We start from the raw sequence: 21,746 nt of genomic DNA on the forward strand, positions 1-21,746 counted from the left end.
CAGGGCGACGACACCGGGGCGCCCGCTCGTTGGGGAGAGGGGCTAGTGTGGTCTGAATTCCATCGTTCGACCCCATATCCTTACGGTGTCGAATGATTTCCTTTACACACTTTTCTGCCTATATGCCCATAAGAGGGCTTGCCTGCTCAGGATGGCGCGAGAGGGAGTTCGCGCAGCCGTGAGGCTAGCGACCCTGTTTCTGCTTCCAGAGGATGTTGTTCGTCTCGAGCCAGCTCTCCACGGTGCCGGTGTCGAAGCCGTCGGCCGGGTCGATGATGAGCGCGTACATCTCCTCTTCCTTGAGCACGGCGTCGAGCGCGTCGGTGAGTTGGATCTCGCCGCCCACGCCGGGCTCGACATCAGCCAGAAGCTCCATCACGCGCGGGCTCAGGAGGTAGCGGCCGAACACGGCCAGGTTGCTCGGCGCGTCGGCAAGCGCGGGCTTCTCGACCAGCGACTCGACCTTCCACACGTCGTCGGCCACGGCCTCGCCGGCGATCACGCCGAAGCGGCCCACCTCCTCGTCGGGCACGGGCATGACGGCGATCACGCTCGCGCCGCCGTGCGCGTCGGAGACGGCCTGCATGGCGGGCAGCATCTTGTTGTTCGGCACGAGCACGTCGCCCAAGAGCACGTAGAACGGCTCGTCGCCCGTCTTCTCGGCCGCGCAGCGCACCGCGTGCCCCAGGCCCAGCGCCTCCTCCTGGTACACGTAGCTCACGTTCAGGTTGCCCACGTACTCCACCATGTCGGCGTAGGCGCCCTTGCCGCGCTCGCGCAGCAGCGCCACGAGCTCGGGGTTGGGGCTGAAGTGCTCCTCGATGGCCTTCTTCTCGTGTGAGTTGATGATGACCACCTCGTCGGCGGCTGAGGCCAGGCCCTCCTCGACCACGTACTGGATGGCCGGGCGGTCGACGACGAGCAGCATCTCCTTGGGCTGGGCCTTCGTGGCCGGCAGGAAGCGGGTGCCCAGACCCGCGGCGGGAATCAGTGCCTTCATGTGTCTCCTATCTCACATGCCGAGGCCTCGCATGCCGAGGCGGCGCACGGCAGAACTAGCGCCATTATACGCCATGAAGCCCGAGGGGCGAAGGCGAGGCGGTGAAGCATGAGGCGGAGAAACAGCCTTCGCGTCCCGCGGCGACTCGAGCGTCGCATCCAGCTTCCCCAACGCGGCAATCGGGCCATGCCCGCCAGCCACGCTCCCCGCCGTCCCACCGCCCCGCGCATGCTACACTGGCGGGCATGGAAGCCTCCGCCCACACCCGCCCCGCCGACGCGGCAAGCCGCGCGCTCGACCCCATCCCCCGCGAGGAGGAGGTTCGCGTCAGCGACCCTGACGAGGCCGGCCTCATGACGGCAAGGTTCTTCGCGTTCAACACCGCCGCCACGCTGTCCGCCTACGGCAAAGAACCCGCCTGCCGCGCCGCGTTCACCAAGGCCGTCGCGGCGTGCCGCGCCTACGAGCGGCTGTTCTCCCGCACGCTCCCCCACTCCGACATCGCACGCGTAAACGCCGCGCGCGGAGCGCGCGTGCGCATCGACCCGCGCACGTTCGACCTGCTCACGCGCGCGCTTCACTACTGCGCGAGGAGCGAGGGCGCCTTCGACGTCACGGTGGGGCCGCTCGTGCGGCTGTGGGACTTCCGCGCGGGCATCGCACCCGACGCCCGCGTGCTCGCGCAGGCCGCGGCGCACGTGGGCTGGGAGAAGCTCGTGCTGACCGAGGAGCCCAAAGAGCCCGGAGAGCCCGCGCGCCGCTTCGCCCAGCTGACCGACGAGGCGGCCGCCGTGGACGCGGGCGGCATCGCGAAGGGGTGGATCGCCGACGAGCTCGACGAGCTCATGGGGGCGCACAAGCTCTCCGGCTACATCATCAACCTGGGCGGCAACGTGGTGGTGCGCGGCAGCAAGCCCGGCGGCGCGCCGTGGAAGATCGGCGTCCGCGACCCGCGCGACCCGCGTCGCCTGGTCGGCGCCGTGCCGCTCGCCTCGGGTAGCGCGGTCACGAGCGGCACCTACGAGCGCTGCTTCACCGCACCCGACGGCATGCTCTGCCACCACATCCTCAGCCCGCGCACCGGCATGCCGGTGCGCACCGACGCCGCGAGCGCCACCGTGATAGCCGAGAAGTCCATCGACGCCGAGGGGTTCTCTACCACGCTTTTGGCCCTGGGGACCAAGCGCGGCAGCGCGCTCGCTCGCCGCTGCCCCGAGATCCTCCAGGTCCTCTTCGCAACCGAGGACGGCCGCATCACCGCGCTGTACTAAGGACGGCGCGCGAGCGCAAGCACCACATCCCCCATGCGAGCGCTGCATCCCCCATGCGAGTGCCACATTCCCCATGCGAGCGCCACATCCCCCATGTCACCGAGCAGAGCCTGTCTAGGCCGCCCCCCCATGTCATCCTGAGCGGAGTGCCCGCCTAAGTTGCCCCCCATGTCATCCTGAGCGGAGTGCCCGCAGGGCGCGGAGTCGAAGGATCTGGTCGCGAGCAAGGGACACGAACATCAGACGCGGGGAAGGAGGAAGAGGTCGAAGGGGCAAAGTGGCGTCTTGCCCGTACCCCCCCCGTGTCATCCTGAGCGGAGTGCCCGGAGGGCGCGGAGTAGAAGGATCCGGCCGCGCGTGGGTTGCGCATGCAGGCGCGACGTACCCGGGGCCAGATCCTTCGACTCGCTTCGCTCGCTCAGGATGACATGGGGAAAAGAGCGTGGAGGGGGCGCCACCCCGCGCACATGAGGGACGGGACGCAGCACTCCGCCCAGGATGAAGCAGAAGGGCGAGACCCGTAACTATTATCAGTGACATGGGGGGCTGGGCGAACGCGGCTCCGCTCAGGACATGGGGCCCTTACTCGGGCTCGGCTTCGCGCGCCTTCTGCACGGCCTCGAGGCCGACGGTGGGGATGCGCACGACCATGAGGTAGAGCAGAAACACCGCCACGCCGGCGAGGACCACCCACACGAGCGGCTTCTGGACCAGGATCGCGCTGGCCGTCATCACCGCGAACGACACGGTGAGGATGCGCACCTTGGTGGATGCGGGGATGCCGCCCGCCTCCAAAAACGCCTCGACGTAGGTCTGGTACACCTTCGTCGACGTGACCCACGCGTGGCAGCGCGGCGACGACTTCGCGAACAGGAACGTCGCCAAGAGCAGAAGCGGCGTGGTGGGCAGCACGGGCACGAACACGCCGACGGCGCCGAGCGCGAAGCACGCCCACGCGCAGCCCAGGAAGAGCAGCCGCCTCATCGCTCGGATCGGGAGCGGGAAACCTGCTCGGCCACAGCCTCCTCAAGCAAGCGCATCTGAGCCTCGGCGCGCTTGGTGCCGCGCATGATCATGAGCACGTACGCCAGAAGCGCCACCCACAGAAGCGCGTACGCCGCGATGAGGTACGGGGCCGACGGGATCACGGTGCTGTAGATCTCAACGAGAATGGGGTTCATGAAGTGCTCCTTTCATAACAAGCTCGCCTTCCCGAAAAGCCGGCGAGGGTTGCTGCAACGTCGGGCAGGGTCAGCGCGGGCGCACCGCCGCAACGCCCAGCCCGGCCAGTGAGAGCTGCCGCGACACCCGGCCCGGCCAGTGCGCGCCGCCGCGACATCCGGCCCGGCCGACGCGCGCCGCCGCGGCGCCCGGCCTAGTCCTCCAGCAGCTCCTTGGCTGCTTCCACGCGCTGCTCGAGGCGCACCTGGCGGAAGCGCAGGCGGTAGAGCGCGAAGCCCACGCACAGCATGCCCGCCATGATGACGCCCACGCACAGGCCCATCTCAGGGCTCATGCCGCCCTCGCGCACCACCACGGGGTGGATGGACGAGGGGATCAGGCGCGTGACCATGAGGCAGATGGGCACGTCGACGAAGGCGATGATGCCGATGACCGCGGAGAACGTGGCGCGGCGCTCGGGCTCGTCGATCATGTTGCGCAGCACCAGGTACGCGATCACGATGAGCATGAGCACGAGGTAGGTGGTGAGCCGCGGCTCCCACGTCCACCACACGCCCCACTCGAAGCGCGTCCACATCTCGCCGGTGATCATGGTCATGACCACGAACAAAAGCGAGATTTCCATGGCGATCTTCGCGCAGGTGTCGAAGCGCTGCTCGCGCGTCACGAGGAACCACACGCAGTAGTACGCGGCGAACGCCAGCGCGCAGAACGACACCATGGCGACCGGCATGTGGAAGAAGAATATCTTCTGCGAGATGAGCAGCTTGTTCGCGATGAGCGACCCGCCGATGAGCTCCGCGCCACCCACGGTGGCGCCGCCCACGGGGGGCACCACGAGAAACGCCATGAGGAAGCCCGCCGTCGTGAGCAGCGCGCCTGCGACGAGCACCGCCGGCGCCACGCGATCAGGCCACTGCCCCGTCTCGGGCAGCTTGGTGGTTTTCTTCGTCACCTTCTCCGTCCTTTCCGCCTTGCGGCTCGCCAACGAGGCATCACCAGGTTAGCTCACCACGAAATCATACAGCACCCACGACGCCAGGATCATGATCACATCGTAACCAGCGGCGAGCGCCAGCGACATCCCGAACACGTCCGCCAAGGCGTCGCCGCCCACGAGCGCGGCCGTGGTGGCCGACACGCACGCGTAGAGCAGCGGGAAGATCACCGGCACGAACAGAAGCGCCAGCATGACGTCTTTCCCGCGCGTGTTCGCCGTGATGGTGGACAGCAGCGTGCCCACGCCCGCGATGCCGACCGATCCCACCACGAGCGGCGCGACCATGAGCGGCGCGGCGGCGCCGGGGTGCGCGAAGCCCGAGAAGAAGAACCAGAACAGCGGCACGGCGATCACCTCGACCACCAGCAGAAACACGAGGTTCGAGGTGGCCTTCGCCAAAAACACCACGCCGCGGTCGAGCGGCGCCAGAAGCAGCCCCTCGATGCAGCCGTTCTCCTTCTCCGTCGCGAACGAGCGCCCGAGCCCCAGAAGCGAGGTGAACACGACGAGCGCCCACAGAAGGCCGCCCGACACCTCGAGGAACTCCTCGCCCGGGCGGGCAAACGACAGCGCCACGCCGTACACCACGATGACCAGCACCGCGTAGATGCCCATGGAGACGAGCATCTCCTTGGTGCGGAACTCCTGGCGCAGGTCCTTGCCGAGCAGCGTCTTGTACTGCGCGAAGCCGGAGGGGCGCTGCGGGCGCGCGTCGGGCGCGGGACCCTGGGCTGCGGGGGCCGTGGGGCGCGGGGCGGGCGCAGGGCCATGGGCCGTGGGGCGCACGTCGGGCGCCTTCTGAGAGCGCGTCATCTAGGCCACCCCCGTTCCCACCGTGGAGCGGTACAGCGCGCGGAACTCCTCGGCGTCGAGCTCGTCGGCGCGCGCGAAGCGCACCACGCGCCCGCGCGCCATCACCATCACGTGGTCGGCCAGCGCGCGGCCCTTCTCCAAGTCGTGGCTCACCATGACGAACGTGCGCTCGGCGCGCACGCTGCCGATGAGCGCGTCGAATATCTCCACCGCATGCGGGTCGAGGCCCGAGTACGGCTCGTCGAGCAGCACCACGGCCGGGTCGTTCACGAGCGCCCGCGCGATGGACACGCGCTGCGTCATGCCGCGCGAGAACGTGCGCACGCGGTCGAGGCGGCGGTGGCGCAGCCCCACCGCGTCGAGCAGCTCGAGCACGCGGCGCTTGGGGTCGGGCACGCCGTAGAGGCGCGCGTAGAACAGCAGGTTCTCCTCGGCCGTGAGGTCGGGATAGAGCATGGCGCTGTGCGAGATGAGGCCCACCGACGCGCGCACGGCGTCAGGCTCCTCCTTCGCGTCGACGCCGCCGATGCGGATATCGCCCGCGCTCGGGCGCGTGAGCGTGGCGAGCATGCGCAGAAGCGTGGTCTTGCCGGCGCCGTTCGGCCCGAACACCGAGAGGAACGCGCCGCGGGGCACTTCGAAGCTCACGTCGTCGACGGCGCGGCGCCCCCCGAACTGCTTGGTGAGGCCCCTGACCTCGATGGCCGCATCCATTCCTGCCTGCACCCCCTTGAACCTACCTCATGTCGCGATCGCCGCCGGCGAGGGCCTCCCCCGCATCCGCGGCAGTCGGGCCGGCTGAGGCGGGGTCCGCGTCGGCGGGCTCAGCGGCAGCGCCAAGTTCGTCAGCGCCAGGCTCGTCCGCGCCTGCCGACTCGGCGCCCGCGGGCGCGGCAGCGTCGGCCAGCTCGGCGTCGACGGACTCAGACCCGTCAGCCCCGGCGAGCGGGGCCCTCCGCTTGCCGAGCAGCGCCACCACGGCGCCCGCCATGAGCAGCGCGAAGCCCACCCACACGAAGCTAACGAGCGGGTTCACGCGCACGTCCATGGAGAAGTCGCCGTTGACGTTCACGCCGCGGTACACCACGAACAGGTCCTCCGTCGGGAAGCTGATCACGCTCGCCACGAGCTTCTGCTGCCGCGTGGACTGGACCACCTGCACGGCCGGCGACACGCTACCCACGTACGCGCCGTCCTTCAGCACGTCGTAGTGCAGCGTGTAGAGGATGTCGTCGCCGTTCTCGGAGGGCGTGATCTCGTTGCCGGTGTAGAAGAGCTCGTAGTCCTTGATCTTGAACGGCTCGGACGCCGTGTCGGTCGCCTCGTCGTAGGGCACGTACCCCGTGACCTCGGTCACGTACATCGACGAGCCGATGAGGCCCACCAGTATGACGGCCATGGCCGCATGCGCGATGCCGCCGCCGAGCGTCGGAAGCAGGCGCCGTACCGACCCGCCTGCGCCGGCGCCCGCCGCGCCGGCGCGCTTGACCGCGCTGCGCAGCACGCGCGCCACCATGAACGCCGCGTTGAAGAACAGACACGCCGCCACCGCCAGGCCCACCACGGCCAGGCCGTTGTAGTACCAGCTCGGGCCCTGCTCGAGCAGGCCCGCGGCGCTCGGGCCGCCCGCCGCCACGATGGCGTCGTAGCTCGGCAGGAGCACCATGAGGAAATACGCCATGAGCGCCGCGAACAGCGCCACCGCGCAGATGCCAGGCACGAGCGCCCGCTTCGCGAACGCCTTGCCCTCGGTCCTGCGCCAGCCCAGAAGCGGGCACACCGCGATGAGCGCGCAGTACACGATGCCCAAGGGGCGCGCGACGGCGTTGTACGTGCCGGCGGAGAGCGCCTGCCCGCCGAACGGCAGAAACGCCGGCAGGGCGCTCGAGAGCGTCATGTAGGCGAGGAGGAACGCGAACACCACCATGATGAGGTTGTTCACGTAGTAGGCCGCGTCCTTCGACGCCAGCGATTCGATGTCCTCGTCAGACGCCGTGAGAGCGCCGAAGCTCCCGCGGCGCACGAGCAGCCCGACCGCGCCCGCGAGCAGCGACAGCACGATCAGCGCGAGGAACAGCACGAGCGACACCGGATCGCCCTCGAAGGCGTGCACCGACTGCACGAGCCCCGAGCGCGTGATGAACGTGCCGAGCACCACGAACGAGAACGCGAGGCACGCGCACATGACGCTCCAGCGCTTGAACGCGCCGCGCTGGCGGTAGATGGTGAACGAGTGGATGAGCGCGACGCCCACGAGCCACGGCAGGAGGCTCGCGTTCTCCACCGGGTCCCAGCCCCAGTAGCCGCCCCAGCCGAGCACCACGTAGGCCCACACGGCGCCGAGCCCGATGCCGACGCCCAGAAGGAGCCACGAGAACATGAGGAAGGGCGTGGAGCGCTCCACCCACGCGGGCGAGTCGTCGTTCACCACGAGCGCCGCGATGGCGTAGGCGAACGGGATGGTGAGGCCCGCGTAGCCGATGAACAGCGTGGGCGGGTGGATGGCCATCGCCCAATGCTCCAGAAGCGCGTTCATGCCGAGCATCGAGGCGGCGTTCGTCAGCGTCCCATCGGGGTTGAGGTAGCGCGGGTCGACCACCGCGAACGGCATGTTCTCCTCCGAGAACAGAAGCACGCCCACGAACGCGACGAGCACGAGCTGCGCCACGGCCACTGCGCCGTTGTCGAGCGGGCGGGTGTCCTTGCGCGTGGCGAAGACCACCACCGAGCTGAACATCGCGATGAGCCACGCCCAGAACAGCAGGCTGCCCGCGCGGCCCGCCCACAAGCCCGACAGCTTGAACAGCCACGCGAGCTCGCCCGTGGCGTCCGAGCGGTTGTGCACCACGTAGTCGAGCGAGACGTCGCCGCTCATGAAGCAGAACACGAGCACGGCGCAGCACACCGTGAGCGCCGCGGCCGACATGAGCACGGCCAGACGGCCGCCCCAGGCGAACGCATCGGAGCGCTCGACGCTCCCGCGCGCGTGCAGGACGTGCGCCACGCCCAGGCACGCCAGGGATATGAGGCAGCCTGCGAACGCGACGAGCAGGCCGATCAAACCGATCATCGACATAAGCTACCCTTTCAGAGCGACGTCGGACGCCGCGAACTTGCCGTCTTCGTTCATCGAGCCCGTGAGCACCACGGTGGCGCCGTCCGTCACCTCGTCGGACAGGGCGCCCTCGAATATCACGCTCACCGTGCCCGCCGCCTCGCCGTCGGCGTCGACCAACGTGAAGCGGTCGCCGAGGCCCGCGGCCTGCAGGCTGCCCGCCCCCACGGTGCCGGTCACCTTCACCACGGTGCCCGTGATCTCGTCGCCGTACTCGAGCATGCGCGCCACCGAGAGGGCCGCGTCGGCGTTCTCGTACTTCGAGGGGCACTTCGTGACGAGCTCCGAGCACGCCAGCACGCCGTCGTCGCCGATCTTGCCCGTGCAGATGGCCGTCACGTCATTGCCGAACGTGGAGGACGCGGCGCCCTCGTAGCGCACCGGAAGCTGCGTGGCAGGCGAGCCCGCGGGGTCGTAGATCTTGAACGTGAGCACGTCGTTCTCCGTGGCGAACGAGTTCTCCACCACGTTGCCGGACACCTGGATCTTCTGCCCGGCAGGCGTGCTCTCGACGGCCTCGGCCACCGTCACGGTCTTGGCCGCCGTGCCGCCGCCGACCACGGTCAAAAGCACGATGAGCACGATCACGACAATGCCCGTCACAGCGATCAGGCGCTTCTTCATCTTCGCATTCACGAGGCATCCCCTTCCGCATCCTGTCCGAAGCACCCGGACAGGCGGGCGCACATCTTCTCATGCAGTACTTTGCCCCAAGCGCGCCGCCGCATAAAGGGACGGTTTCCCCCGAATACCGCACGACAGCCCGCAAGGACCCTGCAGGGGGTCCTGCAAGAGGCCCTGCAAGGGGTCCTGCAAGAGGTCTTGCAAGCAGGCTACCACATCCGCCCCGCCCACCCCCTCTCATCCAGGGTAATTTGACGCGCCGTGACGCGCACGATGATTCCCCATCTAGTATAATTTGACGAATCATACTCAACGAAGGAGGATTCCATGGGCGATGAATCACTTGGCGCCGAAGCCAGCGCAAGGCTTGCTTCCGACACTGGCTCCGGCCCGATGCCCGGCGCTGGCGCTGACCTCGGCCTCACGTCGGCGCGCTCGCTGATCCCCTCCCATGACTGGGGAACTGAGTGGCGGGCCTTGCAGAAGCTGCGGCGGCATGCCGACGACGCGGCCTACTGGGACAGGCGGGCGGCCACGTTCTCGAGCAAGGACGCGCCGAGCTCCTACGCCGCGCAGTTCCTGGAGCGCGCGGCCCTGCGTCCCGGCGAGTCCGTGCTCGACATGGGGTGCGGCACGGGCGCGCTCTCCGTGCCCTTGGGGACGGCGGGGCATCCCGTGATCGCCGCCGACTTCTCGCGCGGCATGCTCGACGTGCTTGGACGCACGCTCGCGGCGCAGGGCGTCACGTGCGTCACGCCCCTGCTCATGAGCTGGGAGGACGACTGGGACGCCCACGGCGTGGGCGAAGGCGCCGTCGACGTGTGCCTGGCGTCGCGCTCCATCGCCGTGGACGACCTGGAGGCCGCGCTCATGCGCCTTTCGCGCGTGGCGCGCCGCCGCGTGTGCATCACGCTCCCGACCGGCTCCTCCCCGCGCACCGACGAGCGCGCGCTTGAGGCCGCGGGGCTCGTCGGCGCCACCGGGCACGACTACCTCTACGCGTTCAACATCCTGGCGAGCCGCGGCATCCAAGCCGAGGTGAGCTACATCAGAAGCACGCGCCTCGACACCTTCGACTCGCTCGACGAGGCGTGCGCGAAGTACGACGCCATGGTACGCGCCGCCGCCGTGCTCGCCACGCCCGCCGAGCTGGAGGAAGCCTGCGCGCGCCTGCACCCCTGGCTCGCCGACCAGCTCGTGGCGAACGAGGACGCCGGCGCGCCCGACAGCCACGGCGTCGCGCAGGGCGCCCTGCGCCTGCGCGAGCCCCGCGTCATCACCTGGGCCTTCCTCGCCTGGGACAAGTAGCGCCCGCGCACCCCTCGCACCCGCCCCCGCACGCCAGCAGGCAAACGAATGTTTCACGTGTAACATTCGTTTGCCGAACCTGCGGAGAGCGGGCGCGAACGCCTCGCGGAGATGCGCAGCAAGGACGCGACGAGCGCGACGAGCACGCGCCGCGCAGGGTCACGACCCTAGAAAGCGAGGGAGGCGAGCCCTCGTGGGGCCCGCCTCCCTCTCAAGCCGACTCACATGTCAGCCTCATGTCTCCCGCGCATGCGGGAAAAACAAGCCTAGTACCTGAAGCCCGCACTCGTGATCTCAGCCGCTTCCTCAGCGGAGAGCCAGCCGTCGGGGATCTTCACGTCGTCATGGCAGCGCGAGCACGCGTTGACCGACTGGCGATGCGACTTGTGGCAGTCGCTGCACTCCATCTCGGTGTGCTTCACCTCGGTCACGTGCGGGTTGCGCTTGCCGTAGCTCGCCGTGGCGCGCGCCAGGTCGTCGCGCGCCATGTTATGGCAGCTGTCGTTCATGCAGAACGCCGACTCGTCCTCAGCCTGCAGGTAGTGGTTCAAGTCGGTGAGCGAGCGCTCGTTAAGCGGATACTGGTAGTTCCCGCTGACCCACAGCATGCCCTCGGTGACCTGCTGGCCGATGGTGGGCACATGGCAGCTCAGGCACGTCGCGCCAGCTGCCTCCTTGTGCTGCACGACCAGAAGGTCGCCCATGTCCTCAACCGGGTTCCCCCACTTGTCGAAGCCCGCCTCGCCCAAGACGCCGTCATACGTCTCGTTGATCGGATCTTGCGGAGCATGGCAGATGGCGTTGCAGAAGCTCGGCTGCTCGTGCCATACCCAGAAGCCCGCGCCTGCCACGATGATCACGGCAGCGACGACGCCCAGCGTGATGGCGCGCTTGCGCTTCTTCTCGCTCGGTTTCTTGGCGGCGGCACCCGCCTCACCGGTCTTGATGTCCTTCTCTTCGCTCATTGGCCTTGCCTCCTCTCTGTCTTCGCAGATGCACTCACGTTACGAGACGAGAGCGAGTCCCTGGTCAACGGCGGCCTCGGCCTTGTCAAGCGTCGCGAAGGTGAGCTCGGGGTTGTGCGCGCCCTCGCTGTTCTCCACCATCACGAAGTCCCAGTAGAACTGGGCCGTGCGGTGCAGGTTCTGAGCCGTGGCCAGATCCTCAGCCGACAGCGTGTCCTTGGCAGCAGCCAGCTTGTTGATGTAGTCCTCGATCTTCTCGCTGATGGCCGTCACGCGCTCCTCTTCCTCGGCCTGCCACGCCTTCACCTGGCCGGCGAGGTCCTCATGGCAGGTGGAGCAGGTGTTCTTCATCAGGTCAGCGTTCTCGAGCGGGCTTGCCCACGTGTGGTTGGTGAACGAGGTGCCGTCCTCGGCGACGCTCGTGCCCATGTGGCAGTCAGCGCACGAGTAGCCCAGCTGAGCCATGTGCATCTGCTTGCCGCCGTAGACCGTCTCGAACTCGGGGTGCTGCACCTTGAGCATCTTGGCGCCGGTGAGCGGGTGCTCCCAGTCCTTGAAGCCCAGGCCGTCGTAGTACGCCAGGATGGCCTCGGGCGTCATGGCAGCCAGGCCGCTGTAGGGGTTCGTGGTCGCCTTGGTCTCGGGGTTGAAGTAGTACTCGTTGTGGCACTGGCCGCACACCTGGGCAGCCATGGGAACCTTGGCGCCGTCGTTGCCCATGGACTTCTCAGTGAAGAACTTGCTGGCGACGGTGAGCTCCTTCGGGTCGTTCTCGTGGCAGTTGTAGCAGCTGATCGGCTCGGTGAAGGTGCCGATCAGGTCGTTGAACTTCTTCGAGTAGACGCCGTCACCCTCGGCGTTGACCTGCGCGGTGAACTGCGGGGTCTTGCAGGTGATGCAGTTCGCGAGCTGCTCCTTCTGCGTGGTGCGCGGCGTGTTGGCCACGCTCTGGAGCGAGTACACGTGGCTCGACGCCTCGTCATAGCCCAGCGCGAACGCATAGCCCTTGTACATGGTGTTCAGGGCCGGGTACAGCTCAAGATAGTTGTGCTTTCCCGACTCGGGCCCGTTGGCCTCGTTCGCCTCGTAGGTCGCATACTGGTTGGGGTACAGCCCCGCCCACTCATCGGCCCCAACGACGCCGAACGAGTCTTGCTCAGGCATGATCTGAGACTCGGCGGAGCCAGTGGTGTTCGACTGAGGAGCGCACGCGACGAGCCCGGCGACGAGCATGATCGCGCATACGCACGTACCAGCGAGCACTTTTTTCTTGCTCTTGATTTTCATCTGGTATTCCTCCCCTCTTTTTCACTTACCTTCAAAATACCTATGGAACAGCTAACGCTGAAGTGACAGTTGCGCCGTATCTTCGAGGACGGTTCAGGCGTTGCGAACGCACCCCCGATCAGGCGGAATCATCGCCTCCTTTCACCTCTGCACCGACAGCGTCACAGGTATTGCCTTTTGCTTGCGCGCCCGCGGCGCGCGTCCGCCCGACGCCCAGCTTGAGCGCGCCCGTCGGGCACGCGTCCACACAGGAGCCGCAGGCCATGCAGTCGCCGGCGCGCACGATCACGTCGTCGCCCGCGAGCGCGGGGGCGAGTATCTCGGGGTCGGCGAGGCACGCGTGCGCGCACGCGTCACAGTGAACGCACTTCGCGTGGTCGATCTTCACGTTGACGAGGCCCACGCGGCCGAGCACCTCGTAGAAGCCGCCGAGCGGGCAGACGGCGCGGCACCACACGCGGCGCCCCCACACGCACTCGACCACGACGATGGCCGCGAGCGTGAGCACGCCGGAGACGGAGCCGAACAGGATGCCCTTGTTGATGGCGGAGATCGGCGAGAACAGCTCGAACACCGGCACGCTCACGAGCGCCGAGAGCACGAGCACGCCTGCTGCCACGCCGATCTTGGCGCGGCGCGGCAACACGCGCTCCGCCACGCGCAGGCCCAGCTTGGCGCGCAGCCAGTCGACGGCCTCGCACAGCAGGTTCACCGGGCACACCCAGCCGCAGAACGCGCGCCCGCGGATGAGCCCGTAGACCACGAGCACGGGCAGCGCGCCGACCAGCCACGCCACGTCGAAGGACTTCGAGGCGGCGATCACCTGGAGCGCTGCGAAGGGGTCGAGGACGGTCACGCCGGCGACGCTCGACGACGACAGGCTGCCGTAGAAGAGGCCCTCGGCCGGCGTGGGGACGGCGACGTCGCCGTCGGCCATCTGCCCGAGCAGCCCCCATCCCGCCACCAGCAGCGGCAGGCAGAACAGCACGAGCATGCCGACCTGGACCACGCGTCGCGCAACCGTCCAATGGGTAGTATGTTTGTCTTTCTTGCTCAAAAGCGATCTTCCTTAGCCAGTCGCCTCGTCAGCCGCGCCGGGGACGCCCGCGGCGCCCGCGGCGGCGGCGTCCATGGTTGCGTCTGCGGCCCCGCCGTCGGCGCCGAGCGTCTCGTCCTCGAAGTTCACGTACACCAGGTTCACGTTCGTCACGCCCTCGATGCCGATGAACGAGCTCGCCACCGCATGCGATGCCCGGGACGAGTCAGCTTCGACGGTCACCACGAGCTTGCAGCCCTGCGCCTCATGCACTTCGACGCCCTCGACGTGCTCCAGCGCACGCGCCACCGCGTCCGTGCGCTCAGGCAGCGTCTCCACCACCAAGCTCGAGATAACCAAGAGAAACTCCTTCCAGAAATGAGGTTTGCCGCACAGGTCGAGCGGTTCCGTTCGTCCCGTCAGGGCGAACGGAACCAACTTATCCCTGCGGGTGGCAGGTGTTGCACTGCTCGCGAACGGGGTCGAACGCCATCGACGCGTACGTCCCCTGGGCGAAGTGGTCCTCGGGGACGATCGTCGCCGTGGCCAGCAGGGGGTTCGCCTTGTCGCTCGCGCCGTGGCAGCCGTAGCAGCCGTTCGCGCCCAAATCCTCGAAGCGGCCCGCATGGCTTGCGGGCATGGGGTCGGGGGCACCGTCAGGTGCCGAGGACGCAGCAGGCGTCGCGCCTCCCGCGCAACCGCCCAGAACGCCGAGCGACATCACGAGCGCGCCCGTGGCAAGAGCCATCGCAATCTTTCTCATAAATCGCACCTCCCCTAGATCTTCTCGATGCGCACGCAGGTCTTCTTGTAGTCCGGCTCCTTGGAGAGCGGGCAGTAGGTGTCCTGCACCACGAGGTTGATGAGCGTCTCCTCGGCGAAGAACGGAGCGAACACCAGGCCCGCCGGCGGGCGCGTGCGCCCTGCCGTGGACACCTTGATGTCGCAGGTGCCGAAGCGCGAGGTCAGGCGCACCATGTCGCCGTCGGACACGCCGAGTGAGGCGCAGTCGTCGGGGTTCATGTCGAGCAGCGCCTCGGGCAGCGCGCGGTCGAGCTCGGCCACGCGGCGTGACATCGAGCCGGTGTGCCAATGCTCGAGCAGGCGCCCCGTGCAGAACACGAACGGGTACTCCGCGTCAGGCAGCTCGGCCGGCGGCTCCCACGGGCGGAAGACCACCGAGGGCTTCGCACCGGCGCTCTTGTAGAAGCTCACGCCACCCGCCAGGTCGTGCTTGCCGTACATCTCCACGCCGTACTCGTCGAAGCCGTCTTCCTGCTTGCCGTCGCAGAAGCGCCACTTGGTGGGCAGCCACTGGCCGTCGACCTCGCGCACCGGCCAGGTGAGGCCGTGGTTCTCGATGTAGAGGTCGTAGGGCGCCAGCTGCTTGTTCTCCATCTTGAGCTTGGCTTCCTTGTTGATGGCCTCCGCGTCGGGGTTCAGGCTCGGGTTCGAGAACGTGCGGTACTCCTCCCAGACGGAGCGGCTGATCTCGCGCTGGTCCCCCTTGAAGTCGCGGGCCTGCTTGTCATACCACTCCCCGAACAGCACGTCGAAGGCGTCCTCGCCGCCGATCTGCTCGCCGTCGAGCACGCGGTGCGCGATCTCCATGAGCATCCACAGGTCCCACTTCGCCTCTCCCGGTGGGTCGATGGCGGCCTTCTCGAACACGGCGGTGCGACGCTCGGCGTTGCCGAACTGCCCCTCGCGCTCAACCCACATGGCCGCGGGCAGCACCACGTCGGCGTACTGGGTGGATAGCGTCGGGTACACCTCGCTCACGCAGATGAACGCGTCCATGACGCCCTTCTTGTCGCCGCGCCCCAGAAAGCGCGTGAGGTTCGGCAGCGAGACGGCCCAGTTGTTGTGGGCGCTCCACAGAAAGTCGATGTTGCCCTTCGACAGCTCGCGGAAGATCTTGATGGTGTGGAAGCCCGGCTTCTTGATGGCGTCCAGATACCCGTTCGGCAGGTTCCAGATGGCCTCGGTGTAGCGGCGGTGCGCCTCCTGCGCCACCAGGAGGTCGGCGGGCAGGCGGTGCGAGAACGTGCCCACCTCGCGGGCCGTGCCGCAGGCGGTGGGCTGGCCCGTCAGCGAGAACGCGCCGTCGCCCGGGCGCGCGTAGCGGCCCATGAGCAGGTGGATGTTGTAGATGCAGTGATTCATCCACGTGCCGCGGTTGTGCTGGTTGACGCCCATGGTCCACAGCGACAGCATCCTGCGGCTCTTGTCGGCGAACTCGTCGGCGAGCTCCTTGATGTCGGCCGCGGGCACGCCGGAGAGCTCCTCGGCGTACTCGAGCGTGTAGGGGGCGAGGCGCGCGGCGTACTCCTCGAAGGTGATGCCCGTGACCGCGTCCACCTTGCTGCCGATCTCGGAGGCGTCGTAGGTGTCCTCGGTGGCGTTGCCGATGTTCTCGGTGCCCTGCTTGAACTGCAGGTGGTCGGCGACGAACGCGTGGTCGTACAGGTCGTTCGTGACCAGGTAGTTCGCGATGGCGTTGGCGATGGCCAGGTCGCTTCCGGGCTTGAACACCAGGACCTTGGTGGCGTTGGCGGACGTGCGCGTCCACAGCGTGGTGAGGTCGTAGTGCTTGACGCCCTTGCCGTTGGTCATGCGCGCCATCACGCGCGAGTACAGCATCGGGTGCGCCTCGGCCATGTTGGCGCCCCAGGTGACGAAGGTGTCCGTCTCGTCGATGTCGGCGTAGCAGCCAGCCGGCTCGTCGGTCTGGAAGACGTTCATGAAGCCCACCACGGCGCTGGCCATGCACAGGCGCGCGTTGGGGTCGATGTTGTTGGAGAGCAGGCCCGCCTTCCAGAACTTGGCGGTGCAGTAGCCCTCGACGATGGGCTGCTGGCCGCTGCCCCAGAACGCCAGGCGGCTCTTGTCGGCCTTCCACGTCTCGCGCATCTTGCCCGCCACCAGGTCGAGCGCCTCGTCCCAGGTGGCCTCGCGCAGGCCGCCGTCGGTGCCCTTGGTGGACTTGTCGTCGCGGATGAGCGGAGTGGTCAGGCGGTCGGCGCCGTACAGCACGCTGGCCAGGTAGTAGCCCTTCACGCAGTTGAGGCCCTTGTTGGACTGGTTGTCCGGGTCTCCTGTGACCGACACGATCTTGCCGCCCTTGGCCTCCACGATGACGCCGCAGCCGCAGCCGCAGAAGCGGCACACCCCCACGGTCTTGGTGGTCTCGCCCGACGCGGCGCCGCCCGAGCCTGCGCTCGAGCAGCCGACCATGCCGGACATCGTTCCCGCAGCGGCCGCACTCGCGAGGGCGACCGCTGTGGCTTTCACGAACGAACGACGTGTGATGTCCATGAAACCCTCCTTCTCCTTAAGCTTCCTCGAGCTTAACCGGCGCGCCCCGTCAGGCCCGCCGGCTCGTTCACTTCCCTGCGCCCCGGTCAGGCGCCCTTCCCGGGCCCATCGCCCGCGTGCGCGCCCTTCCCGGGTCCGCCGCCCTCATGCGCGCCTTGCCCGGACCCACCGCCTGCTTGCGCGCCCTGCTGCTCGCGCGCCCTGCGCTGGGTGGCGGGCTCGATGCGAATGGCGCACTCGGGCTCACCCACCACGCAGCGCTCCACGCACAGCCCGCAGCCCACGCACTTGTCCTCCACGACCACCGGCGCGAACACCGCGTGGATGGAATCGCCCTCGCGGGCGCCGTAGTTGATGTAGATGGCCTCGTCGATGAGCGGGCAGGCGCGGTAGCACACCTCGCAGCGCATGGCCTTGTACGACAGGCACAGATCCCGGTTGATGACGGCCGTGCCCATGCGCACGTCCTCGCGCGCCGCGACGGGCGCAAGCGCGCCGGTGGGGCACGCGGCCACGCAGGGGAAGTCGGCGCACAGGCGGCATGCCTGGGCGCGCGCGTCGATGACGGGCGTGCCCGCCTTCGCGCCTGCGTCGAGCGGAGCGGCGTGAAGCGCCTGGTACGGGCATGCCTCGATGCACTTCCCGCACTTCACGCACTGCGCGGCGAACTTGCCGCCATGCTGCGCTCCCGGCGGGTGCAGCAGGGCGGGCTCAGGGAGCGCGACGTCGAGCGCTGCCTTCGCGGCAACCACGCCCGCAGCGCACGCGGCAACGACGCTTCTCAAGCTCACCAGGGCCTCCCTTCCTCTTCGCCCTCTTCTTCAATTTACTAGCTTACGTGCGCGCGCGGCCGTGCGAAAAGGGACGCTCAGTCGCGAACTTATGGGGACGATCTGTCGATTATGTGAACGATCCCATCCCCCACGCGGCCGCGCTCGTATAAGATGGGATTGTGAGGACGCGAAAGCGCGCCTTCCCGTTGAGCAACGCGAAGCACGAAGAAACGGAGCGCCCATGCACCTCGATGAAACGTCCAGCATTCCTTTCTACCAGCAGATATTCGACGACTTCCGCGCCGGCATCGAGTCGGGCGCCTACCCGGCACACTCGAAGCTCCCCTCGATCCGCGGCCTGGCGAGCGACCTGGGATGCTCGCGCAACACCATCGAGGCCGCCTACCGCCTGCTCGTGCAGGAGGGCTTCGCGAAGAGCCGCCCCGGCTCGGGCTACACCGTCCAGGACGCCTCGTTCCTGCAGGCCACGCCGCCCTCGTCGCATGCGCAGACAGGAGGACTCCTCCAAGAGCACTTGGACAGCCGCGAGGCGGCGGCTGCGGCGGCGGCTGCGAAGGCAGACGCGTCCGCGGGGAGCGCGCAAGGCGCAGGCGCCGCGAGGGCCGCCGATGCGCCCGCGCGGTTCGACTTCACGTACGGCAACCTGCAGAAGGGGACGTTTCCCGCCGCGAGCTGGCGAACCATCACCGACGACATCCTGCTGAGCGTGGAGCGCGAGCGCGCCGACGTCTACGCCGACCCGCTCGGCGAGCACGAGCTGCGCACCGAGATCTCCTGGCGGCTGTGCGCCCTGCGCGGGATCAAGTGCACGCCCGAGCAGATCGTCGTCCAAGGCGGCACCCAGTCGAGCGTGCAGAACCTGCTCACGCTGTTCGACGGCACCACCGACGTAGTGGCCATGGACGACCCGGGCTATGACGGCGTGCGCGCGGTGATCGAGCGCAACCACTTCACCGTGGCCCCCTGCCGCGTGATGGAGACGCCTGACGCGTTCATGGCCGACGTGGACGCAAGCGGCGCGCGCCTCATCTACGTGACGCCCTCGAGCCAGTTCCCCACCTGCAAGCACATGCCGCTTGACACGCGCGAGCGCCTGATCGACTGGGCCGCCGAGCACAACGCCTACATCCTGGAGGACGACTACTGCCGCGACTTCCGCTACAAGGACCGCCCCGTGCCGCCCCTGCAGTCCATTGACACGCGCAGGCGCGTCATCTACATGGGCACGTTCTCGAAGTCGCTCTCGCCTGCGCTGCGCATGAACTACCTCGTGCTTCCCCCCGAGCTGCTCGAGCGCTGGCGCGAGGTGTTCTCCGGCGCGTACTCGGCGGTGCCGTGGCTCTCCCAGGCGGTGCTCGCGCGCTTCTTGAGCTCGGGGCTGTGGGACCGTCACCTGCGCCGCCTGCAGGCGCGCAACCGCCGCAAGTACGAGCTTCTCATCGACGCGCTGCGCGAGCACATGGGGAACAAGGTGGAGGTGATGGAGAACGGCACGGGGCTGCACCTGCTGGTGAACGTGCCCGACGGGCGCACGCAGCCCGAGCTCATCGCCGCCGCACGCAAGGCCGGCGTGCAGATATACGGCACCGAGCAGTACTGGATCCGCAAGGAGAACGCGCTGCCCGGATGCGTGCTCGTGGGCTTCTCGGCCATCGAGGAGGACGACATCGAGCCCGGCGTGCGTGCCTTGGCGCACGCGTGGTTCGGGTAGGGAGCGGCAGGAGGGGGGAGCTGGGATGCCCAAGCGCTGCCCTTGGGGGCCGGAATGATCAAGCGCTGCCTTGGAAGTCGGGACGCCCAGGCGCTGCCCTTCCCGCGGCAACGGCAGCAGAGCCGCTCAAAACGAGCGCCTGTCTCTGCGCTCTGACCAGCCAATCATCTGTTTTCAAATGACCTGTCGGTCGTTTTCAAGTTTGCCCAAAGCGGCAAAAAAGCGACGGCGTGCTGCGTGAGGCGGCTCAAGCGCTGGTCTCCGCGCGCCGATAGCCGACGGCGTCACCGACAACGGCGCTTTTCCATCCACCCCTCAGGCGATTCTGGATGAAACGAGGCCGTTATCGGTGGCTTTTTGAGAAAAGTGGCTGGAGAATGCGCGTTGTCGGTGGTTTTTGGGGCCCGAAGCACCGACAACGGGCGTTTTCCAGCCAGCTTTCCCGAGCCGTGGATGCAAAGGAGGCGTTGTCGGTTGCTCGGGCCCCAAGAGCCTTCCGGGGTATGCGAACCGTGGGGTCGGGGCTCGTCCTTACTTCGACAGCTCCGCGGATTCGCGGGCTGCCAGGGACAGCAGCGCGCTTGCGAGCTCGACGACGCCTCGGTAGTACCCGTCGGCGCATTCGCCGCAGATGCGCTGGCGGAACGCGCCGATCCAGGCAAGGGGGCGGTCAGCCGCAAAGGCGGCGCTGGCCTCGGCGCTGTCTCCATCGCCGTTGGCAGCGCGCTCGCAGAGCGTGGCGAGATAGAGCAGCTCGATGCCGATGTGGTCCGCATATTGGTTGTTCTCGTTCGAGATCCTCAAGCCGGCCTCACGCAGAAGGCGCTGCATCTCGAACGTGGCCTCGCCGAACCCAACGGAGACGTCGGCGTTGCGGTAGAACGTCTCCCAAGGCGCAGCGCTGGGACGCGGCGGACCGATGAACAGGTGCGTGTACTCCACCGAGATCTCCCGAATCAGGTCGTCCTCATCGAGGGTCGCGCGCTTCTCCTCGGCGTAGGCGAGGCAGCGCGAGATGGCAGCAGCCGCCTCCTCGTCCCCGAAGTCGGGGAACGCCCGCCAAAACGAAGGGTCAACGCCGTGCCGCTCCGTCTGGCTCATGGGAGCGAGCAGGGAGTTTCCCAAGAAGGCGAACGCACGGGAGAGCTCCGTCCAAGTCTGGGAGTCGAAGTTCATCACAAGTCCTTTCTCGAAGGGGGTGGCGCGGCTCGTCAGCCGGCGGCTTGCCGCGCCGAAGGCGCCCCCGCGCCAAGGGAGGGTGGGAGGCGCGGGGGCCGGAGGGGGAAGGGGCGCGGCCGGGGCGGGGCCCCGGCGCGCCCTCGGGAGGGGCTACTCGGAGGCCGGGGCGCCGGCGACGGCGACGGCAGAGCTGTCGGCCCCGGAAGAACGCCCGGCTCCGCCGGAGCTGGCGGCCCCGGCGGAGCCGTCGGCCCCGGCGGCACGTCCGGCCCCGGCGGCGCTGCTGGCCCCGGCGGAGCGGCCGGCCGGGGCGACCCCGCCCGCGACCAGCTTGTTCGACAGGACCATGAACACGAGCGCGCCGACCGACACGACGCCGACGACCACGAGGACCTCGACGGGGGTCGGCGCGTAGGAGCCGAGCAGCGTCCACATGGCCGCGGGGTCCTGCTGCGCGGCGAGGGTGCCGGACGAGACGCCGGGCCCGCCGTAGACGTTGGGGTGGACAAAGCTCGTGAACAGCAGCCACACGCGCTTGCACGCCACGCCCAGCACGACGAGCGCGCTGGCGAACGCCACCGCGCCGCGCCTATCGCGGTTCCCGGCCGCGGCGAGCACGGCGAACGGCACGAGCAGGCCGCCCACGACCTCGGCCCAGAAGAACGGGGCCGTGGCGCCGGAGAGCATCTCGGAGAGGGCGGCCGCCTCGCCGGCCCCCGGGTAGGCCATCGTGAGCACCTCGCACGCGATGAGGAACGCGTCCACGGCGACGAACGCGGCCAGCAGCTTGGCGAGCGAGGCCATGAGGCCGGGCTCGAGCCTGGAGATGCCCGCCCTGTCGAGCAGCAGCAGCGCGAGCAGCAGCAGCGCGAGGCCGGAGTCGAGCGCGGAGGCCACGAAGATCGGCGCCATGACGGCCGTGTACCAGGCCCGCGCGATCTGCAGGCCGAAGATCCACGCCGTCACGCTGTGCACGAGGACGGCCACCGGCAGCGCCACGTAGGACAGCCTGCGGACCCTCCCCTCGTCGCCCCTCTGCATCCAGACGAGGTCGAGGACGTTGATGGCGAGGTAGGCCGTGATGACGACCATGTCCCACAGCAAAGGCGACGCGAAGTTGGGCCCCGTCAGCATGCGCCACAC

General features: G+C 68.3%; 20 protein-coding genes. 3 read left to right on the forward strand and 17 right to left on the reverse strand.

What is annotated here, in order from left to right; genetic code table 11:
- Positions 1 to 184: 184 nt before the first annotated feature.
- On the reverse strand, positions 185 to 1,000 hold the full coding sequence (locus G7Y50_RS10950; RefSeq protein WP_165056615.1) for a UTP--glucose-1-phosphate uridylyltransferase: 816 nt from the start codon (positions 998 to 1,000) through the stop codon (positions 185 to 187).
- A 245-nt stretch (positions 1,001 to 1,245) separates the two neighbouring features.
- On the opposite strand from G7Y50_RS10950, the gene G7Y50_RS10955 reads away from it, so the two are divergent.
- Positions 1,246 to 2,271 carry an FAD:protein FMN transferase gene (locus G7Y50_RS10955; RefSeq protein ID WP_165056614.1) on the forward strand — a complete coding sequence of 342 codons (1,026 nt, stop codon included), beginning with the start codon at positions 1,246 to 1,248 and terminating at the stop codon, positions 2,269 to 2,271.
- A gap of 582 nt (positions 2,272 to 2,853) precedes the next feature.
- Here G7Y50_RS10955 and G7Y50_RS10960 read toward each other — a convergent pair.
- The 7 genes from G7Y50_RS10960 to G7Y50_RS10990 form a co-directional block, all read right to left on the reverse strand.
- Positions 2,854 to 3,255: a YbaN family protein gene (locus G7Y50_RS10960; RefSeq protein WP_165056613.1), complete on the reverse strand. Its 402-nt coding sequence runs from the start codon at positions 3,253 to 3,255 to the stop codon at positions 2,854 to 2,856.
- Positions 3,252 to 3,452, reverse strand: coding sequence for a hypothetical protein (locus tag G7Y50_RS10965; RefSeq protein ID WP_165056612.1), 201 nt, complete (start codon positions 3,450 to 3,452; stop codon positions 3,252 to 3,254). The genes G7Y50_RS10960 and G7Y50_RS10965 overlap by 4 nt, the downstream gene beginning before the upstream one ends.
- 194 nt (positions 3,453 to 3,646) lie before the next feature.
- Positions 3,647 to 4,408 carry a cytochrome c biogenesis protein gene (gene ccsA / locus G7Y50_RS10970; RefSeq protein ID WP_241156628.1) on the reverse strand — a complete coding sequence of 254 codons (762 nt, stop codon included), beginning with the start codon at positions 4,406 to 4,408 and terminating at the stop codon, positions 3,647 to 3,649.
- A 48-nt stretch (positions 4,409 to 4,456) separates the two neighbouring features.
- Positions 4,457 to 5,266: a heme exporter protein CcmB gene (locus G7Y50_RS10975; RefSeq protein WP_165056610.1), complete on the reverse strand. Its 810-nt coding sequence runs from the start codon at positions 5,264 to 5,266 to the stop codon at positions 4,457 to 4,459.
- Complete coding sequence (locus G7Y50_RS10980) at positions 5,267 to 5,980, reverse strand: ABC transporter ATP-binding protein (protein WP_206214843.1); 714 nt, start codon at positions 5,978 to 5,980, stop codon at positions 5,267 to 5,269.
- A gap of 22 nt (positions 5,981 to 6,002) precedes the next feature.
- The gene (locus G7Y50_RS10985; RefSeq protein ID WP_165056608.1) at positions 6,003 to 8,342 is read right to left on the reverse strand and encodes a heme lyase CcmF/NrfE family subunit; all 2,340 of its coding nucleotides are present in this window, start codon (positions 8,340 to 8,342) and stop codon (positions 6,003 to 6,005) included.
- Positions 8,343 to 8,345: 3 nt separating this feature from the next.
- Positions 8,346 to 9,017 carry a cytochrome c maturation protein CcmE gene (locus G7Y50_RS10990; protein ID WP_165056607.1) on the reverse strand — a complete coding sequence of 224 codons (672 nt, stop codon included), beginning with the start codon at positions 9,015 to 9,017 and terminating at the stop codon, positions 8,346 to 8,348.
- A gap of 315 nt (positions 9,018 to 9,332) precedes the next feature.
- On the opposite strand from G7Y50_RS10990, the gene G7Y50_RS10995 reads away from it, so the two are divergent.
- Entirely contained in the window at positions 9,333 to 10,313 is a 981-nt protein-coding gene (locus tag G7Y50_RS10995) for a class I SAM-dependent methyltransferase (RefSeq protein ID WP_241156627.1), read from the forward strand.
- 266 nt (positions 10,314 to 10,579) lie between these two features.
- Here the strand turns inward: G7Y50_RS10995 and G7Y50_RS11000 are convergent, their stop codons facing one another.
- The 7 genes from G7Y50_RS11000 to G7Y50_RS11030 form a co-directional block, all read right to left on the reverse strand.
- Entirely contained in the window at positions 10,580 to 11,278 is a 699-nt protein-coding gene (locus G7Y50_RS11000; RefSeq protein ID WP_165056606.1) for a cytochrome c3 family protein, read from the reverse strand.
- Between the two features lie 39 nt (positions 11,279 to 11,317).
- Positions 11,318 to 12,565 (reverse strand): ammonia-forming cytochrome c nitrite reductase subunit c552, encoded by a 1,248-nt coding sequence (locus tag G7Y50_RS11005; protein ID WP_165056605.1) that lies wholly within the window; start codon positions 12,563 to 12,565, stop codon positions 11,318 to 11,320.
- A 118-nt stretch (positions 12,566 to 12,683) separates the two neighbouring features.
- Positions 12,684 to 13,622 carry a 4Fe-4S binding protein gene (locus G7Y50_RS11010; RefSeq protein ID WP_241156625.1) on the reverse strand — a complete coding sequence of 313 codons (939 nt, stop codon included), beginning with the start codon at positions 13,620 to 13,622 and terminating at the stop codon, positions 12,684 to 12,686.
- 12 nt (positions 13,623 to 13,634) lie between these two features.
- Positions 13,635 to 13,961, reverse strand: a complete 327-nt coding sequence (locus G7Y50_RS11015; RefSeq protein WP_165056604.1) for a chaperone NapD — start codon at positions 13,959 to 13,961, stop codon at positions 13,635 to 13,637.
- A 79-nt stretch (positions 13,962 to 14,040) separates the two neighbouring features.
- The gene (locus G7Y50_RS11020) at positions 14,041 to 14,364 is read right to left on the reverse strand and encodes a hypothetical protein (RefSeq protein ID WP_165056603.1); all 324 of its coding nucleotides are present in this window, start codon (positions 14,362 to 14,364) and stop codon (positions 14,041 to 14,043) included.
- Between the two features lie 14 nt (positions 14,365 to 14,378).
- Positions 14,379 to 16,919, reverse strand: a complete 2,541-nt coding sequence (locus G7Y50_RS11025; RefSeq protein WP_165056602.1) for a molybdopterin-dependent oxidoreductase — start codon at positions 16,917 to 16,919, stop codon at positions 14,379 to 14,381.
- An 86-nt stretch (positions 16,920 to 17,005) separates the two neighbouring features.
- Positions 17,006 to 17,710: a 4Fe-4S dicluster domain-containing protein gene (locus G7Y50_RS11030; RefSeq protein ID WP_165056601.1), complete on the reverse strand. Its 705-nt coding sequence runs from the start codon at positions 17,708 to 17,710 to the stop codon at positions 17,006 to 17,008.
- Between the two features lie 223 nt (positions 17,711 to 17,933).
- Here G7Y50_RS11030 and G7Y50_RS11035 point away from each other — a divergent pair, with 223 nt between their 5' ends.
- The gene (locus G7Y50_RS11035) at positions 17,934 to 19,424 is read left to right on the forward strand and encodes a PLP-dependent aminotransferase family protein (RefSeq protein ID WP_165056600.1); all 1,491 of its coding nucleotides are present in this window, start codon (positions 17,934 to 17,936) and stop codon (positions 19,422 to 19,424) included.
- A gap of 531 nt (positions 19,425 to 19,955) precedes the next feature.
- On the opposite strand, the gene G7Y50_RS11040 is transcribed toward G7Y50_RS11035, so the two are convergent.
- Together G7Y50_RS11040 and nrfD are read right to left on the reverse strand one after the other, a co-directional pair.
- Positions 19,956 to 20,600: a molecular chaperone gene (locus tag G7Y50_RS11040; RefSeq protein ID WP_165056599.1), complete on the reverse strand. Its 645-nt coding sequence runs from the start codon at positions 20,598 to 20,600 to the stop codon at positions 19,956 to 19,958.
- 153 nt (positions 20,601 to 20,753) lie between these two features.
- The coding region (gene nrfD / locus G7Y50_RS11045; protein WP_165057071.1) for an NrfD/PsrC family molybdoenzyme membrane anchor subunit at positions 20,754 to 21,746 on the reverse strand (993 nt) is incomplete at its 5' end.

The sequence above is a fragment of the Adlercreutzia sp. ZJ176 genome, from assembly GCF_011038975.1.
GTDB lineage: Bacteria > Actinomycetota > Coriobacteriia > Coriobacteriales > Eggerthellaceae > CAAEEV01.